The following is a 15,096-nucleotide window of genomic DNA, read 5'->3' as shown; positions in this document are numbered from 1 at the left end:
GCGAGGAGCATCGGTCACCGGGAACACCCGGCCACCGTCCCGGGTCCAAACATCTCCATGCACGAACAGCCCCATCGAGCGGCCATGTCGCCTCGGAACGCCGAGCCGCTCGTGGATGGGCGCCCGACTCCCCCAGGCGAACGGGGCTCCCCGCTCGCCACCCATGCCGGCCGCTATGGCGTGGCCCTGCTCTCGTTCCTGATCACGCTCTTCGTGCAGCTGCTGCTGTGGCCCTACATGGCCACCAGTCCCTTCGTGCTCTTCTTCGCCGCCATCATGTTCTCCGGCTGGTACGGAGGCATGGGACCGGGACTGCTCACCGTGGTGCTGTCCCTCGCCGCGACGAACTACTACTTCCTGCCGCCGTTGCGCTCCTTCGACCTCCCGCGGGAGAACGTCCTCGCGCTGGGCCTCTACGCGCTCGTCTCGGTGTTGATGACGAAGCTGAACGTGATGCACCGCGCGGCGCACGCGGCGCGCCTTGAGTTGCTGGAGCGCGAACGCGCGGCCCGGCACGAGGCGGAGCGCGAGCGGGCCCGGCTCAACACCCTCTTCATGCATGCCCCCGTGCACATCGTCTTCACCCAGGGGCCCCGCCACGTCTACACCTTCTCCAACGCCCTGAACGACGCGCTGCTGGGCCGCCGGCTCGAGATGGGAAGGCCGGCCCTGGAGGTGGTGCCGGAGGCGGAGCCCCAGGGCCTCATCGCCATGCTGGACCGCGTCTACACCACCGGCGAGCCCATCAGCGTCAACGCCTTGCCCGTGCGCTTCTCACCGCCGGACGCCCCGGCGCGGGACGTCTTCCTCAACCTCGTGTACCAGCCCACGCGGGACACGCAGGGCCGGATTGACGGCCTCGCCGGGTTCGGCTTCGACGTGACGGACCTGGTGAAGGCCCGTCAGCAGGCGGAGTCGCTGGCCACCGAGCTGAGGCACGCCGAGGCCCGGGCGCGGGTGCTCGCCGAGACCAGCGCGGAGCTGTCCGCGTCGCTGGACTACGAAGCCACCCTGCGCAACATGGCGAAGCTGGTGGTGCCCACGCTGGCGGACTGGTGCTTCGTCGACCTGGCGCAACCGGATGGGACGTTCCGCCGGGTGGAGGTGGCCCACGCCCGCCCGGAGGACGCGGACCTGGCACGCGACGTCCAGCGCTTCCAGCTCCTCCCCGAGGGCAACCGCCACCATCCCCCCACGGAGGCCATCCTGCGGGGAGAGGCCATCCTCGTCGATGGCATGACGCCCGAGCGCCTCCGCGAGAGCGCGCACAACGAGGAGCATGCCCGGGTGATGGTGGCCACCGGCCTCGTCTCGCTCATCTCCGTGCCGCTGGTGGCGCGGGGGCGGACGCTGGGCGTGCTCACCTTCTTCACCGCGCACTCCGGCCGGCGCTACACGGGAGCGGACCTGTCCTTCGGCAGGGAGCTGGCGCACCGGGCCGCGCTCTCCATGGAGAACGCGCGCCTCTACCGCGAGGCCCAGGAGGCCGTGCGCCTGCGCGACGAGTTCCTGTCCATCGCCAGCCACGAATTGAAGACGCCGCTCACCCCGCTGAGCCTGAAGCTGCAAGGCCTCGCGAGGGAGTTGGCCCGCCACCCGGAGGCCGTGCCCCGGCGCGTGGTGGAGAGCTACGTGGAGGTCGGCGCGCGGCAGGTGAAGAAGCTGTCGGAGCTGGTGGGCGACCTACTGGACGTGTCGCGCATCACCGCGGGCCGGCTCACGCTGGAGCTGGAGGACGTGGACCTGGTCCCGCTCGTGCGCGAGGTGCTGGCCCGTCACGAGACGTCGGCGACCCGCGTCGGCTCCACGCTCCACTTCGAGGACGTCGACGCGCGCCTCACCGGCCGGTGGGACCGCCTCCGGCTGGAGCAGGTCGTCACCAACCTGGTGGACAACGCGGTGAAGTACGGCAGCGGCAGGCCCATCCACGTGCGCGTGGAGCCGAACGGAAGCGGGGCGAAGCTGACGGTGCGCGACGAGGGCATCGGCATCGCGCCGGAGTACCTGCCGCGCATCTTCGGCCGCTTCGAGCGCGCCGTGTCCGAGCGTCACTACGGCGGACTGGGGCTGGGGCTCTACATCACCCGCACGCTGGTGGAGGCGCTGGGCGGCAGGGTGCGGGTGGAGAGCGAGCACGGCAGGGGCTCGACCTTCACCGTGGAGCTGCCGGTGGACGCCGGAGGGACTTCCACGAGCGAGGCGACCGCGCGCTGAAGCTCAGACGCGGGCGCGCGGCAACTGCGCGTGAGGTCGCCACTCACCGCTGGCCCCCAGGCAGTAGCGGCAGGTCTCCAGCGGCGTGTCGCGTTCGAGGTAGCCGAGCATCCGCTCCAGCAGGTCCGGCGCATCGAGCGGCACGCCGTCCACCTCGGCCAGCGAGGGCATCTCCGGGTACCGCGCGCCGAGCACCGTGGCCACGTGCGGAGGACGCGTGCACGCGTAGAAGCGGCCCGCGTGCACGAGGTGGCAGCGGACCTTGAGCCAGCAGCGCTCGTGCACGGCGCGCACGGCGGTGTCCGAGGTGTGCGGCGCATCGGGCGTGAGCTGCTGGAAGGCGTCGATGTTCTTCACCGAGAGGTGGACGCCGTGCTGCTCGCAGCGCTCGGTGATGCGGGCGATGGAGCGCTCCGGGAGCGGCGCGGAGGAGTAGACGGACAGCGTCATCCGGTCCAGCCGCTCGTAGACGGCATCGGGCGCGCTCTGGGCGAGGAAGCCGTTGGTGGTGATGGACACCTGCTCGCAGATGCCGGAGGCGCGCACGGCGTCGAGCACCGCGGGAAGGTCGGGGTGGAGGAAGGGCTCGCCGCCGGTGAGCTTGAAGATGTTGGGGTGGAGGACGCGGGCCAGCCGGCGCAGGTCCTCACCGAGCGCGGCCGGAGCCACGGCCCACGTGGGCAGGTGCGGCGAGAGCGGGCAGCACTGCACGCAGCGCAGGTTGCAGTGCGTGGTGACATGCGACTCCAGGGACCAGGTGAGGATGCGGTCGTCGTGGAGCTCGTAGCGCACGCCCGCGACTATAGCGGGGTTGCCCGGGCCCCCCGCGCTTGTCACAGTCACCGCGTGCCCCACGCCCCCGGCGGCCCGCTCGCCACCCTGCCCCGCTACCTGCCTCGGGAAGATGCGCCCACGGCGGAGTCCGTGTGGCGCCTCGCGCCGGAGGGATTGGACCCGTGGTCCGTGGCCGCGTTCCTGTGGCACGTGCTGCCTCCGGAGGAGAGCCTGTTCCGGGACGTGGACCGGATGCCGGTGATGCTGCCTCGGGTGCGGCGTGGGACGGCGCCCGTCGATGAGGAAGACCGGCTCGCCGAGCGCCTCCTCTCCGCCCTTTCCGGCACCGTGAGCCGCCGCATCGCGGAAGGCGCGCGCGACGTCAGCCTGAGCGGAGGCGTGGACAGCGCGGCCCTGTGCATGCTGGCCGCTCGCGAGGCGCCCGGGCAGGTGCGCGCCTGGACCATGGACGTCCACTTCGCCGATGCGGTGGAACGCAACCACGCGAAGACGGTGGCACGGATGGCGGGCGTGGAGCTGGTGGATGCGCCCATCCCCGACGCCGTGCTGCCGGACCTGTTCGAGCCCGCCGTCCTGAGCAATGAAACGCCCCTCATCAACGCCCGCGCCGTGGCGAGCTTCGCCTTCTACGCGGAGGCCCGCGGACGCGGAGCCTCGGTGATGCTGAGCGGCGCGGGCGCGGACGAGGTGCTGCTGGGCAATCCTGAAGCGCTCGCTGGAGCCCGGGCGCGAGTGGACGAGGACCGGCACCTCGCCCGCGAGGTGCTTCGGCCTGCCGCCGTGGACGACCTGGGACCGAAGCACGACACGGACCGTGCCCCGTGGGGCCTGGTTCCCGAGGACGTGAAGCGCCCTGAAGAGGTCCGCTACGCGGCCTGGGTCCTGCGAGAGCTGGTGCTCCCGCCCGAGCTGAGAGGCGCACGGACCCACGGCCTCACCGTGCTCACGCCGTATCTCGACCTGGACTTCATGAAGGAGGCGCTGGCACTGCCCGAGTCCGTGCTCGTCCGCGATGGTGTCGGCAAGTGGCTCTTCCGTCAGGCCGTGCGCGGGCTCGTCCCCGACGAGGTGCGCCTCGCGCGCAAGACGCCGCGCTACGCGCACACGGCCCTGTCCAGCCCGGTGCGCGAGCGCTGGCTGGAGCTGTACCGCGCGTGGCTCTCGCCCTCGCGGCTGGAGCCGCTGGAGGTCATCGACCCCGTCGCGGTGCTCGGCCTGCTGGACCGCTACACCCGTCTGTCACCCGACGCTCCCGAGGCCAGCGGACTGGACCGGCTGTTGATGCGGCTCGTCTCCCTCGCCATGCTCCACGCGCACTGCGCCTCCGGCACCCCATGTCCAGAATCCTGATTGCCACCTCGCCCGAGAAGGGCCACCTCAACCCGATGATTGGCGTGGCGCAGTGGCTGCGCCGCCTGGGACACACCGTGGGCTGGCTGTGCATCCCCGAGCCCGCCCCGCAGCTCGCGAAACTAGGAGTAGAGGTCCTCCACCTGCCCCATCCCGAAGCCCCGGCCCCCGCAATTGAAACGGGTGGCGAGGCCCTGGCGCGGCTCGTCCTCGACGAGGTGGCGCTGGGGAAGTGGATTCGCGGCCTGCTCATCGACGCGGTGCCCGCGCTCCTGGCACCCGTGCGACAGACAGTCCGCGACTTCCGCCCGGACGTGATGGCGCTGGACGGGATGCAGTACACCGCCGTGCTCGCCGCGCAAGGACTGGGCATTCCGTGGGCCGGCGTGTCCTCGGCGCTCTCGCTGCTGGAGCCGCCCATGGACTACGGCCTCAAGCGCAACGTGCGCGCACTGGCCCCGGAGCGGCAGGCGCTGTTCGCCCGGCACGGCTTCGACGCGCGCTTCCGCAACTGCGAGTGCCTCTCGCCGCGCCTCAACGTCATCTTCTCCACCGAGGCCTTCCTGGGCCCCGACGCTGGAGTGCCGCCCGCCACGCACCTCGTCGGCCCCTCGAATCCCCTCACCGAGCGCGGTGACGAGGTGGACTTCCCCTGGGAGCGCCTGGGCGCGAAGCCCGTGGTGTACGTGTCCTTCGGCAGCCAGATTTCGTGGCAGCCGGAGCTGTTCCGCACCATCGCCGAGGCCGCCGCCCCGCTCGGCGTCACGCTGGTGCTCAGCGCGGGCGAGCTCGCCGACACGGAGTTCTCCCGCGCGCTGCCCGGGGACGTCGTTGCCGTGCCGTACGTACCGCAGCGCCAGCTCCTGCCGAGAGCCTCGGCCTTCGTCTCGCATGGCGGGGCCAACTCGGTGATGGAGGCGATGACCGAGGGGGTGCCGATGCTGCTGTTGCCCATCTGCAACGACCAGCCCATCCAGGCACACTTCCTCACGAAGTCGGGAGCGGGGCTCGCGCTGGAGCCGCGCACGCTCACGGTGGAGACGTGCCGCGCCGCGCTCCGCCAGCTCCTGGAGCCCGGGACGCCGCTGCGCCAGAAGCTGGCCGCCATCTCCGCCACCTACCAGGCGTGCGACGGAGCGAAGGAGGCCGCCGAGCGCATCGCCGGACTCGCGGCATGAGCCGGAGCCCGCAAGGCTGGGACGCCCGGCGACATGTGCCCGAGGGGGTGACGCCTCTGGAGGTGTGGAACCTCCCGGTACTCGGGAGCGAGCTGTGGGAGCTGCTCGGCGCCGCGAGGGTGGAGCGAGACCGGAGCGAGGGAGTCCCCGAGTCGATGATTGCCTTCCACCTGCTCCCCGTGCTCGCCGGAGCGCTGGCGGAGCTGGTGCCCCGGCACGACGCGGACGCGGTGTGGCTCTGCGGCGGACTGGCGTGTCTCGAAGGCTTCGCGGAGCTGGTGGAGGAGACCACGGCGGCGCTCCCCTTCCCCGTGTACGTCGCGGAGGACCCGCGCTTCGCCCCCGCGCACGCGGGCCTGCGCCTGCTGGAGCCACTGCGGTCCACGAGCCCCGTGGCGCTCGACGTGGGACAGACCAGCATCAAGTGCGCGAGCCCGAGCAGCCAGCGCGTCTTCGAGCGAGACTCCGCCGCGCTGCCGTTCCTCCTCATCGGCACGCCGCGTCCGGAGGATGGCCACCACGTGCCCGCGGCGGTGCGCTTCATCGGAGACGCCCTGCGCACGTTCGTGGAGCAGGCAGTGCCTCCGGACGCGCTGTGCCTCGCGCTCCCGTGTCCGCTCGATGCCGCGCTCGTGCCCGGAGGCTGTACCTACGGCTGGGAAGGACACACGCCCCTGGTGGCGGACCTGCTCCACGCCTCCGGGCTCACGGCTCCGAAGGATGGCGGCACGGTGCTGGTGCTCAACGACGCGGAGCTGGCCGCGGAGGCCGCGCGATACGACACACGGCTCGAAGACAGCCAGCGCGTGTTGTGCCTCACGCTCGGGTTCGGCCCGGGAGGGGCGCTGCTCGAGCGTTGAAGGCGCTGTGCGGAGGGACTCGGCGCCCGGACCTGGATAGTGTCCGCCCCGGGTTCCATGCCCCAGGAGGAGTGCCCATGCCCGCAGCCACCATCCCGACCGTCGACACCGAGCGCCTCGTCCTACAGGGCCACCGTCTCGAGGACTTCGAGGAGTGCCTCGCGATGTGGAGTGACCCCACCGTCGTGCGCTACGTCAGCGGCAAGCCGTCCACGCGCGAGGAGATGTGGGCCCGGCTCCTGCGCTACGTGGGCCACTGGCAGCTGTTGGGCTACGGCTTCTGGGTGGTGCGCGAGAAGGCCACGGGCCGCCTCGTAGGCGAGGTCGGCTTGGGCGACTTCCACCGCGACATGCAGCCACCGCTGGGCAACGCGCCCGAGGCCGGCTGGGTGCTGTCGCCCTGGTCGCACGGCAAGGGCTACGCCACCGAGGCGGTGCGCGCGGCCCTCGCCTGGGCCGACGCCCGCCTCAGCCCCGAGCGCGTGGTGTGCATCATCTCCCCCGAGAATGCGGCCTCCATCGGCGTCGCCAACAAGTGCGGCTTCCGGCAGACCGGGCAGGCTGTCTACAAGGGTGAGACCACGCTCGTGTTCGAGCGCGTGCCACCGACGGGGCCACGCGCCCGGTAAGGCACGGGGTGTACCTGGAGCTCAGTGCTGCAGGTCCAGCTCCTTCTTCTGCCCGGGCTCTGGGCGCTGCTTCGTCACCAGGGCCTTGGCGGTGCTGAAGAGGACCTTGAGCTTGCCACCGGCGGGGTGGACGTACTCGGCGTGCTCGGGGACGAAGCGAAGCAGGGCGATGTCGGCTTCGTCGGGGCCCTTGGGGAACCACGGCTTCCAGTCCGCCTCCCACAAGTCGTGGATGACCTTCCGGTCGCGGACGATTTCCACGGTGCCCGACACGGAGAGGTACGTGGCGCTGTTCTCGGTCGAGTGGAAGGCGAGCGAGCAGTGCGGGTCGGTCTCGAGGTCCTGCACCTTCTGCGTGTCCACCCAGGTGGCGAACCAGATTTCGGAGCCGGACTTGCGCTTCCTGGACAGGGCCATGGGCCGCGTGTGGAAGTGCCCGTCGGTGCCGCGCGTGGTGAGGAGGGCCACGTCGTAGTCCTTGAGCAGGGACTCGAACTCCTGGCGGTCTCCCGGAGCGATTGCCTGCGCCGGCTTCGTCGTGTTCTCGCGCGTCTGTTCCATGGGCTCACCTCGCGTTCGGTTCCGGGATGGAGTTTCGCGGAATCGGAATGGACCCAGGACAAGCTAGGAATGCCCTCGCGCGGTGCGAGCCACGAGACGTGAGGAGGAGGCATCGCCCGCCAGGCTGGCTGGTGGCCGGGCCCGGCTCTCGCTGAAGATGCGGGGCATGAGACTGCGCACCTGCCTCGTCCTCCTCGCGAGCCTCGTGTCCGCGTGTACCGCGCACCAGGCGCCCGCCACGGCACCGGCGGCCGATACCACCCCGCCCCCCGAGCCCCGCTACGTCGTGGGCCTGCTCCCGATGCGCCCCACGACGCCGGAGGCTCTTCTGGATGCCCAGGAGCAAGACCCGCGCATCCGCGCCGCGCTCCAGGGGCTCATCGCGAACACGCCCATGGACGTGGTGCAGCCCACCCTACAGGCGCCGGCGAATCTCGAAGAGGCCCGGGCGCGAGCCGCTGAAGCGAAGGTGAACACGCTCGTCTGGGGCGAGGTGTCGCGGGATGGCAACAAGCTCACCGTCAAGCTGAACAGCTACGAGTCGACGGTGGACGCGCCCTCCAGCTTCTGGCCCATGGAGTACGACTTCAGTGACGGGAAGGCGCGCGAGCAGCTCGACCTGGACGCTCTGCGCCTCGGGCAGGCCATCATGCAGGAGTCGCTGCTGCCGATGATGATGCGGAACCAGCCGTCGAACGTGCGCGCGATGCTGGAGGCGCTGGTGTCGAAGCACCCGCGGGACTGGGTGGAGTGGAACCGGGACATCATCGAGCGCCGCTGGGGGATGCTGGGGCGCCTGACGCGGGACGGGGCCCTGACGGAGAAGGGCTACCGGGGCGCTCTGGCGGACGTGGCGGCCTGGCGTGCGGACCACGCCGCGACGCCGAGCTCGAATGTGAAGGAGGCCTTCTACAGCGTGGGCCTCGCGAGGGGCTTCCTCCTGCAGGGCAGGCCCCAGGCCGCGGTGGAGACGCTGGAGCCCATCGTGAAGCGCCTGCCCGAGGACCTGGAGTCACGGCTGCTGCTCGCCCGTGCGCAACTGGCGACGGGGGACACGCAGCAACCCTCGGTGGTGCTGCTGCCGCTGGTGAACGAGGGGAAGAACCCGGCGGCGGCGCGTTTGTACGTGGCGGCGGTGGTGTCGTCGTACAGCGGCACGGAGCTGGCGAACACGGTGCTGGACAGGCTCGTGGAGAAGAGCCCGGACGACACCATGGCCTGGCTGCTGCGGTACCTGACCGCACCCGGGGCCGCGCGGCTTGAGGAGCTGAAGTCCTTCACGGCGGCGCACGCCACGGCGGACTGGCCGCTGCCGGTGGCACGCCACTTCACGGGCGAGCTGGACGAGCAGGCGCTGTGGGCGGCGACGAAGGACGCGGACTCACACATGGAGCGCATCCGCCGCATCCAGGTGCACTACTACCTGGGCGAGGCGGCCCTGGCAGGGCGGCTGCCGGGGCACGAGGGTCACCCGGACAAGCAGGCGGCGCAGCGGCACTTCGAGGCCGCCATCGCCACGCACGCCTTCCACCATCCGACGTATGACCTCGCGGACTTCCAGCTCGAACAGCTTCGGCGAGGTCTCGTAGCGACCGGGCGCTGAGCCCACGGCGCGGCTACCACCAGATGGGCGCCCGCTGAGGAACGAAGCGGGCGCAGTACCAGTCGGACAGCTCGTCCGAAGCCCGCTTCGTCAGTCCATGCCCGGCGCGCAGCACATCCAGGAAGCCGTGCCACGAGACGACGCGGCCGTGAAGTTCCTCGATGCCGCGATGGAGCGCCCTGCGGTCATTGAGGACGGCCGTCACGTCCCCGTGGTGAAAGGCGTAGGCGATGACCGAGTGCTCACCGAGTCCCTCGGTCGGCGGCGGAAGCTGAAGCTGGACGAGCGTCCGTGCCTCGGGACTCTGCGGTGTCAGCAACATGGGTGCGCCCGCGATGGCCCGCAGCATGTCATCGGCCTCCTTCACCAGCCTGGGCGCGGCGCCGTTCAACCGGGCGTTGACCGTGAGCTCGTCCCAGACCGTGTCAGTGATGACGACGGGAAGCGGGCCCAGCCCTCCCAGGGTCTCCGCGTGACCCGCCCGCTGGATGTTGGCCAGGATGTCCGTATCCACCGCGTACCGCTTCATGCAGAGAGAGCTCCTCCAGGGAGCCACCAAGCAACTCTCGTGCACGGCTTGCGGAGATGAGCTCCCGCGAGTGAGCCTCCAACGTCCTGCGCTCCAGACCGTCGAAGCGGGACTCTTCCTCGAAGCCCGTGAGAGGAGCTTCGTCCGGGGTGGTCAGCAGGGCTTCGACAGTCTCCGCGGAGCGGAAGTAACGAAGGTTGTAGAGGTGCCAGGCCATGGCCGGGAAGCTGAGGCCGAAGCGCGTCCGGGCCCGGGTGACCAGCGCCTTCGCATCCGTGAGTCCATACCCCTCTGCCTTCGACGGCCCCAGCTCCCGCCGCACCGCCTCCTCGGGTGCCAGCAACATGGCCGCGAAGGCGTTGGCCCGTTTCTCTTCCGGCGGGTTCTCCATCCAGAAGCCCGAGGTCTCGAAGCGGCCCTCATCCGTGGTGATGCCGCTGTCGGAGAGGTCGAGGAGTTGATGGGCCAGCTCGTGCGCGAGGACGAAGCGGTACACGGGCTCGCGCTCGATGCGGGTGCTGATGACAATCAGGCGTGCTCGCCCGGAGCGGCAGCTCGCGCCGAGGACCGAGGCCTGCTCGAAGCGATGCCTGAGGACGAGGATGTCGAAGCGGCCCTCCACCAGCCGCGCCAACCCACGCAGGGGTCCCTGGCGTTCGGGGAGCAGGGCACGCACCTGGAGCGCGCTCGCGTAGCCGGCACGGTGTGCGTTCCTCGTGGGCGCGGACTTCGGGTGGAAGCCTTCCGCGAGCCGCTCGACGCGCAGGAGGTCTCCGAGCAAGGAGAACGCCTGGGCCTTCTGGAGTCCCCTCGCGAGTGACTCGCGGTCCTTGGGGGACAGTGAGGCGCCCACGGAGCGGCCCTTCAAGAGAACTCCGGGTTCGACGGGTGCCCGCTCCTGGGGAGCCGAGGTGTGCAGGAACGCCGTGGGCGCGACTCCGAGGGCACTGGCGAGCCGCGTGAGCGCGCCCGCGCCCAGCTCCCCCTGACCCTGCTCGAAGCCTTCGATGAGTCGAGCGGGGACTGCCGTGCGAGCAGCCAGGGCATCGATATCGAGCCCCGACTCCCTCCTTCGCCGCGACAGCCGTCGTCCCAGCTCCCTCAGTGCCTCCGCCTGACTCTCCATGCCTCCACGCCCTCCCTTCAGGTGCGGCTGGGTCTGCTGCCAGCCTGCCTACCTGTCACGTTTCCCTTTCAAACGACAGTATAGGCAGCCCCTGACACGGCGACTCCGACCTCGGAGGTCCCCTCACCCCACCGCTGTTCCCTGAAATGCAGTGAGCAGCCTTCCCATACAGGCGGTGATTGCAGTGAATTCAGCCTGACCTGGTAGCCTGGTCCCGTTCCGGCGCCGCGACTGACGCGGCGCCGGCCGCCCATGCACCAGGACCCCGACTGGCCCATCCGCATTGCCGCCATCAACGCCCTGCAGCGGCTGGTGCAGCAGTACGGCGAGGTCCTCCCCTGGGAGCTCATCGACGCGGGCTTCTCGTACCAGGGGGAAACGCTCCACTTCGCCAACCGGGCCCGAGGCATCTTCTGGCCCCGGCAGATGCGCGAAACGGCGCTGTCCATCAAGACCACGGTTCCGCGCCAGGGGCGCGAGGCCCGGTACGACGACCTGCACTCGGACGAGGGGTTCCTCTACAAGTTCCAGGGCACCGACGTGGAGGGCCGGGACAACCGCCGCCTCGTCCGGGCCATGGAGCTGGATGCGCCGCTCATCTACTTCTACGGAATCGAGCCCGGCGCCTACCGCCCCATCTGGCCCGTCTACATCTCCGAGGTGGACCCGGCCGCGCTGTCCTTCACGGTGGTCTCTGACGCGCCGGACGCGAAGGTGAAGGAGCCGGGCCGCTACGCGGCGGACCCGAAGCTGCTGAGCCTGGAGCGCCGGTACGCCACGGTGCAGGTGAAGAAGCGCCTGCACCAGGTGGCCTTCCGCCGGCAGGTGCTGCGCGCCTACGAGCAACGCTGCGCGGTGTGCCGCTTCCCGCGCACGGAGCTGCTGGACGCCGCGCACATCCTCCCCGACCGTGACGTGCGAGGCCGGCCGGAGGTGCCCAACGGGCTGTCGCTGTGCAAGCTCCACCACGGCGCCTTCGACGCGGACCTGCTGGGCATCCGGCCCCGGACGGCATCATCGAGATTTCCCGGCAGCTGCTCGACGCGCAGGACGGCCCCACGCTGGAGCACGGCCTCAAGGGCTTCGCGGGCAAGCGGCTTGGGATGCTGCCGGAAGCCCTGGAGCTGCGCCCTCGCGGGGACTACCTGGAAGAGCGCTACGAGCGCTTCCGCAAGGCGAGCTGACGTCACTCCTGGACGGTCTGGGTGCGTCCAGGTCCCGAATCGTTGCCGCACCTCCCATGCTCAGGCATGGTTCGGCACGACTGCGGGGCAAGGCATGCTGGAACGAATCGAAATCGAGAACCTCGGCGCCATCCAGAAGACCGCTGTCACCCTCAGCCCCCTGACGGCGCTCGTCGGAGCGAATGCCTCCGGCAAGACCACGGTGATGCGCGGCATCGAGCTCTTCGCCGCCCTGCGCCAGGGCTCGCTCCAGTCGGCGATGTATGCGGGCCATCCACTGAAGGGTGAAGACTGGCCGATGCTCCTGCACAAGGGCGAAATCGAAAGGCGGCTCATCTTCCGCGCGTCCATCCAGCGGGACGCGCCAGAGCCCGATTTCGAGATGCACCTGGGCATCGACTGGGACCAGATCCGCAGGAGAATCACCAGGGGCCAGTCTCATCCGGGGCCGCCCGAGCCGGAGTTCCTGCATGAGCGGCTCCGCGACCCGCGTGGAGGCTGGATTGAGGCCGGTACCGAGCCGTACATGCTCCGTTACCTCAAAATGTCTCCAGAGGGGCCGCGCACAACATCCATTGCCAACTCGATTTCAGGTCTGGCGACCCTTCCCGTGTCCAGGGAAATTCTCGCGGGACTCCCCCAGTTCCTGGAGTCATTTGGAACCGCCCGGTACTTCCGGCCCAGCAGCGCCGCGATGCTGGCTCCGAGCGAGGACACCGAGGTCAAACCCGCAGGTGAGGGTTTCGTCGCCGCACTGGCGGCCTTGCAGAACCGCGAGCCCGAACGGTTCAACGCCGTCGAGGAACGCCTGCAAAGCCTCTTCTCGCACATCCAGCACATCCGCTTCGAGGTGGACAGGAAGAACCTCCGGCGCCTCGTATTCCAAACCCACCGCTCGACACGGCCGACCCCCGCGAGCCTGGAAGCGGACGGCGTGCTGACGACCCTGTTCCTACTGTGGGCCGGCGCGACGACGCCTCCACACGGGACGCTCCTCATCGACGAACCCGAGGCCGCCCTCCACCCACACCTCATGGGCAGGCGCATCGAGTTCCTCCGCTCGCTCGCGAACGGAGAGTTCACCGGCCATCCGCTCCGCGTCGTCGTCGCGACCCAGTCGGTCGACTTCGTGCGGTGGCTGGACACCTCGGAGCTTCGCGTCGTCGAGTACGGCCCCGAGACGGGAACGCTCGTCCACACCATCCCTGACTCGGAAACACTCCGGACCCTCACCGACAAGTTCCAGGCGAACGCGGGGGACCTCTGGTACTCGGGCGCCATCGGAGGCACGCCGGGGACGGGGGAATGAAACGTCCGTTCCGCATCATCGTCCTTGGCGAGGGCAAGGACGAACGCGGCAAGCCGCGCACCATTCCTCCCCTCCAGGCCGTCTCGCATTCTCAGCAGGGCGCGATGGAAATCCTCGTCCGCCGCGCGCTCTACCCGCTGCTGAACGACGGCCAGCCATGGCACCGCGGGCTCGCGAACAACGATGGCATCCAGGTCCTGCAGCCTCCGGCCCAGCGCCTGCCGCGAGCACTCGGTATGGTCGCGGTCCTCGCTGACCCGAACGCGCTGGCCCCCCTGATCTCCGCCGCAATCCGCCCCGTGCGTGGCACCGCACCCGCCGACCTCCTCATTGCTACCCATGATGGCGAGGACGCGGATGTCACCCTCCGCGCCATCGGCGTCGTCAATTCCAGCCTTGGCGCATACGTCCCCCTCTTGCGACCCATGCCGGAAATCCAGGCCTGGCTGGCGTACAAGCGGGCCATCGAGCAGGTCTATGGCCGCGAGCACTGCACCGTCCCCGAACCGGACGAAGCCGCACTGAAGCGAGATGCCAAGGCCGAGCTGCAGCGGCTGCTCAAGACCTTCGGCGGCAGGTTCGATGCAGCCCGACAGGCCCAGCTCGCCGAGTATGTCTCACTCGAAGACCTGACCCGCTTCGAGTGGGCGGGCTGGAATGAAGCCGGCGAGGAACTGAAAGCCGCGCACGCCGCGGAGCTGCTCCACAGGGGCCAATAGCTCCCACCCGAACCACCAGCCTCCTCCCCCAAATAGCCAGCCGACCTACCCGAACGGGTAGCTCCGTGTCCTGCCCGGTCCGCCGATGTGGCGCCCTTTCGAGGCCTTTACCTTCAGCCTCGAAAGGAATCCGCCATGTCCACCGACCTCCAGTCCCTCTCCCAGTCCCTCGCCTCCGTCGTCGAGCGCGTCGCCCCCAGCATCGTCCGCGTCGAGGCGCGCCGCCGTCGCGGGGCCTCGGGCATCGTCTGGGGCACCGAGGGCCACATCGTCACCACCAGCCACGCCGTCGAACACGAGGGCCACATCCAGGTGGGCCTCGCCGACGGCCGCACCGTCTCCGCCGAGCTCATCGGCCGCGACGCCAGCACCGACCTCGCCCTCCTCAAGGCCGACGCCTCCAGCCTCACCCCACTCCCCGCGGCCCCGCTCGATGACGTAAAGGTCGGCCACCTCGTCGTCACCGTGGCCCGTCCGGGCCGCACCGCGCGCGCCACGCTCGGCATGGTCAGCACCCACGGCGAGGGCTGGCGCACCCACGCCGGTGGCCGCGTGGACCGCTATCTCGAAACCGACGCGGACCTCCCGCCCGGCTTCTCCGGCGGCGCGCTCGTGGACACGGAAGGCCGTCTCGTGGGCCTGCTCACCGCGGCCTTCTCGCGCACGGCCGCCGTCGTCATCCCCGGTGACACCCTCACCCGCGTGACGGCCGCGCTGAAGGAGCACGGCGGCGTGCGCCGGGGCTACCTCGGCGTGGGCGCGTACCCCGTGCGCATCCCCCAGCACCTGGTGGAGCGCGCCGGCAGCGAGGCGGGCCTCGTCTTCCTCTCCGTGGACCCGGACGGCCCCGCGCACAAGGCGGGCCTGCTGCTCGGCGACGTGCTGGTGAGCCTGGGTGGCCAGTCGCTGCACCGCGTGGAGGACCTGCTCGGCTACCTGGGCGACGAGAAGGTGGGCACCACCGTCCAGGCCCGCGTGCTGCGCGCCGGTGAATTCCGCGAGGTGCCCATCACCGTCGGCAAGCGCTCCTGACGTGAAG

General features: G+C 70.3%; 13 protein-coding genes. 9 read left to right on the top strand and 4 right to left on the bottom strand.

Annotated elements, in window-relative coordinates:
* The first annotated feature begins 84 nt into the window (after positions 1–84).
* Positions 85–2,214: a sensor histidine kinase gene (locus tag G4D86_RS15260; RefSeq protein ID WP_163994112.1), complete on the top strand. Its 2,130-nt coding sequence runs from the start codon at positions 85–87 to the stop codon at positions 2,212–2,214.
* Positions 2,215–2,217: 3 nt separating this feature from the next.
* Here the strand turns inward: G4D86_RS15260 and G4D86_RS15255 are convergent, their stop codons facing one another.
* Positions 2,218–3,006, bottom strand: coding sequence for a radical SAM protein (locus tag G4D86_RS15255; RefSeq protein ID WP_163994110.1), 789 nt, complete (start codon positions 3,004–3,006; stop codon positions 2,218–2,220).
* 54 nt (positions 3,007–3,060) lie between these two features.
* Here G4D86_RS15255 and G4D86_RS15250 point away from each other — a divergent pair, with 54 nt between their 5' ends.
* The 4 genes from G4D86_RS15250 (at position 3,061) to G4D86_RS15235 (ending at position 7,026) form a co-directional block, all read left to right on the top strand.
* Positions 3,061–4,359 carry an asparagine synthase-related protein gene (locus G4D86_RS15250; protein WP_163994108.1) on the top strand — a complete coding sequence of 433 codons (1,299 nt, stop codon included), beginning with the start codon at positions 3,061–3,063 and terminating at the stop codon, positions 4,357–4,359.
* Positions 4,344–5,537: a glycosyltransferase gene (locus G4D86_RS15245; RefSeq protein ID WP_163994105.1), complete on the top strand. Its 1,194-nt coding sequence runs from the start codon at positions 4,344–4,346 to the stop codon at positions 5,535–5,537. The genes G4D86_RS15250 and G4D86_RS15245 overlap by 16 nt, the downstream gene beginning before the upstream one ends.
* Positions 5,534–6,397 (top strand): ROK family protein, encoded by an 864-nt coding sequence (locus G4D86_RS15240; RefSeq protein ID WP_163994103.1) that lies wholly within the window; start codon positions 5,534–5,536, stop codon positions 6,395–6,397. Before G4D86_RS15245 ends, G4D86_RS15240 begins: the two co-directional genes overlap by 4 nt.
* Before the next feature lie 77 nt (positions 6,398–6,474).
* A complete protein-coding gene (locus G4D86_RS15235) occupies positions 6,475–7,026 on the top strand; it encodes a GNAT family N-acetyltransferase (protein ID WP_163994101.1) in 552 nt (183 codons plus the stop codon).
* Between the two features lie 21 nt (positions 7,027–7,047).
* Here the strand turns inward: G4D86_RS15235 and G4D86_RS15230 are convergent, their stop codons facing one another.
* Entirely contained in the window at positions 7,048–7,587 is a 540-nt protein-coding gene (locus G4D86_RS15230) for a pyridoxamine 5'-phosphate oxidase family protein (protein ID WP_163994099.1), read from the bottom strand.
* 166 nt (positions 7,588–7,753) lie between these two features.
* Between G4D86_RS15230 and G4D86_RS15225 the strand changes: the two genes are divergently transcribed.
* Positions 7,754–9,190, top strand: a complete 1,437-nt coding sequence (locus tag G4D86_RS15225; protein ID WP_163994097.1) for a tetratricopeptide repeat protein — start codon at positions 7,754–7,756, stop codon at positions 9,188–9,190.
* A gap of 13 nt (positions 9,191–9,203) precedes the next feature.
* On the opposite strand, the gene G4D86_RS15220 is transcribed toward G4D86_RS15225, so the two are convergent.
* Positions 9,204–9,719 (bottom strand): hypothetical protein, encoded by a 516-nt coding sequence (locus tag G4D86_RS15220; protein ID WP_163994095.1) that lies wholly within the window; start codon positions 9,717–9,719, stop codon positions 9,204–9,206.
* The gene (locus G4D86_RS15215; RefSeq protein WP_163994093.1) at positions 9,616–10,845 is read right to left on the bottom strand and encodes an ImmA/IrrE family metallo-endopeptidase; all 1,230 of its coding nucleotides are present in this window, start codon (positions 10,843–10,845) and stop codon (positions 9,616–9,618) included. The genes G4D86_RS15220 and G4D86_RS15215 overlap by 104 nt, the downstream gene beginning before the upstream one ends.
* Before the next feature lie 252 nt (positions 10,846–11,097).
* On the opposite strand from G4D86_RS15215, the gene G4D86_RS52885 reads away from it, so the two are divergent.
* The 3 genes from G4D86_RS52885 to G4D86_RS15195 all read left to right on the top strand — a co-directional run bounded on the left by G4D86_RS52885 (position 11,098) and on the right by G4D86_RS15195 (position 15,089).
* Complete coding sequence (locus tag G4D86_RS52885) at positions 11,098–13,338, top strand: AAA family ATPase (protein ID WP_240360256.1); 2,241 nt, start codon at positions 11,098–11,100, stop codon at positions 13,336–13,338.
* Positions 13,335–14,057: a hypothetical protein gene (locus G4D86_RS15200; RefSeq protein ID WP_163994089.1), complete on the top strand. Its 723-nt coding sequence runs from the start codon at positions 13,335–13,337 to the stop codon at positions 14,055–14,057. The genes G4D86_RS52885 and G4D86_RS15200 overlap by 4 nt, the downstream gene beginning before the upstream one ends.
* A 135-nt stretch (positions 14,058–14,192) precedes the next feature.
* A complete protein-coding gene (locus tag G4D86_RS15195; RefSeq protein ID WP_205519578.1) occupies positions 14,193–15,089 on the top strand; it encodes a S1C family serine protease in 897 nt (298 codons plus the stop codon).
* Positions 15,090–15,096 lie beyond the last annotated feature (7 nt).

Source organism: Pyxidicoccus caerfyrddinensis, assembly GCF_010894405.1.
Taxonomy (GTDB): domain Bacteria; phylum Myxococcota; class Myxococcia; order Myxococcales; family Myxococcaceae; genus Myxococcus; species Myxococcus caerfyrddinensis.
This window is presented reverse-complemented; position numbering and strand designations above follow the sequence as displayed.

Bases quoted from the DNA above. Each gene is read 5' to 3' on its own strand.
- G4D86_RS15260 (WP_163994112.1), top strand. From the start codon at position 85: ATGTCGCCTCGGAACGCCGAGCCGCTCGTGGATGGGCGCCCGACTCCC.
- G4D86_RS15245 (WP_163994105.1), top strand. From the start codon at position 4,344: ATGTCCAGAATCCTGATTGCCACCTCGCCCGAGAAGGGCCACCTCAAC.
- G4D86_RS15240 (WP_163994103.1), top strand. From the start codon at position 5,534: ATGAGCCGGAGCCCGCAAGGCTGGGACGCCCGGCGACATGTGCCCGAG.
- G4D86_RS15235 (WP_163994101.1), top strand. From the start codon at position 6,475: ATGCCCGCAGCCACCATCCCGACCGTCGACACCGAGCGCCTCGTCCTA.
- G4D86_RS15230 (WP_163994099.1), bottom strand. From the start codon at position 7,587: ATGGAACAGACGCGCGAGAACACGACGAAGCCGGCGCAGGCAATCGCT.
- G4D86_RS15225 (WP_163994097.1), top strand. From the start codon at position 7,754: ATGAGACTGCGCACCTGCCTCGTCCTCCTCGCGAGCCTCGTGTCCGCG.
- G4D86_RS15220 (WP_163994095.1), bottom strand. From the start codon at position 9,719: ATGAAGCGGTACGCGGTGGATACGGACATCCTGGCCAACATCCAGCGG.
- G4D86_RS15215 (WP_163994093.1), bottom strand. From the start codon at position 10,845: ATGGAGAGTCAGGCGGAGGCACTGAGGGAGCTGGGACGACGGCTGTCG.
- G4D86_RS52885 (WP_240360256.1), top strand. From the start codon at position 11,098: ATGCACCAGGACCCCGACTGGCCCATCCGCATTGCCGCCATCAACGCC.
- G4D86_RS15200 (WP_163994089.1), top strand. From the start codon at position 13,335: ATGAAACGTCCGTTCCGCATCATCGTCCTTGGCGAGGGCAAGGACGAA.
- G4D86_RS15195 (WP_205519578.1), top strand. From the start codon at position 14,193: ATGTCCACCGACCTCCAGTCCCTCTCCCAGTCCCTCGCCTCCGTCGTC.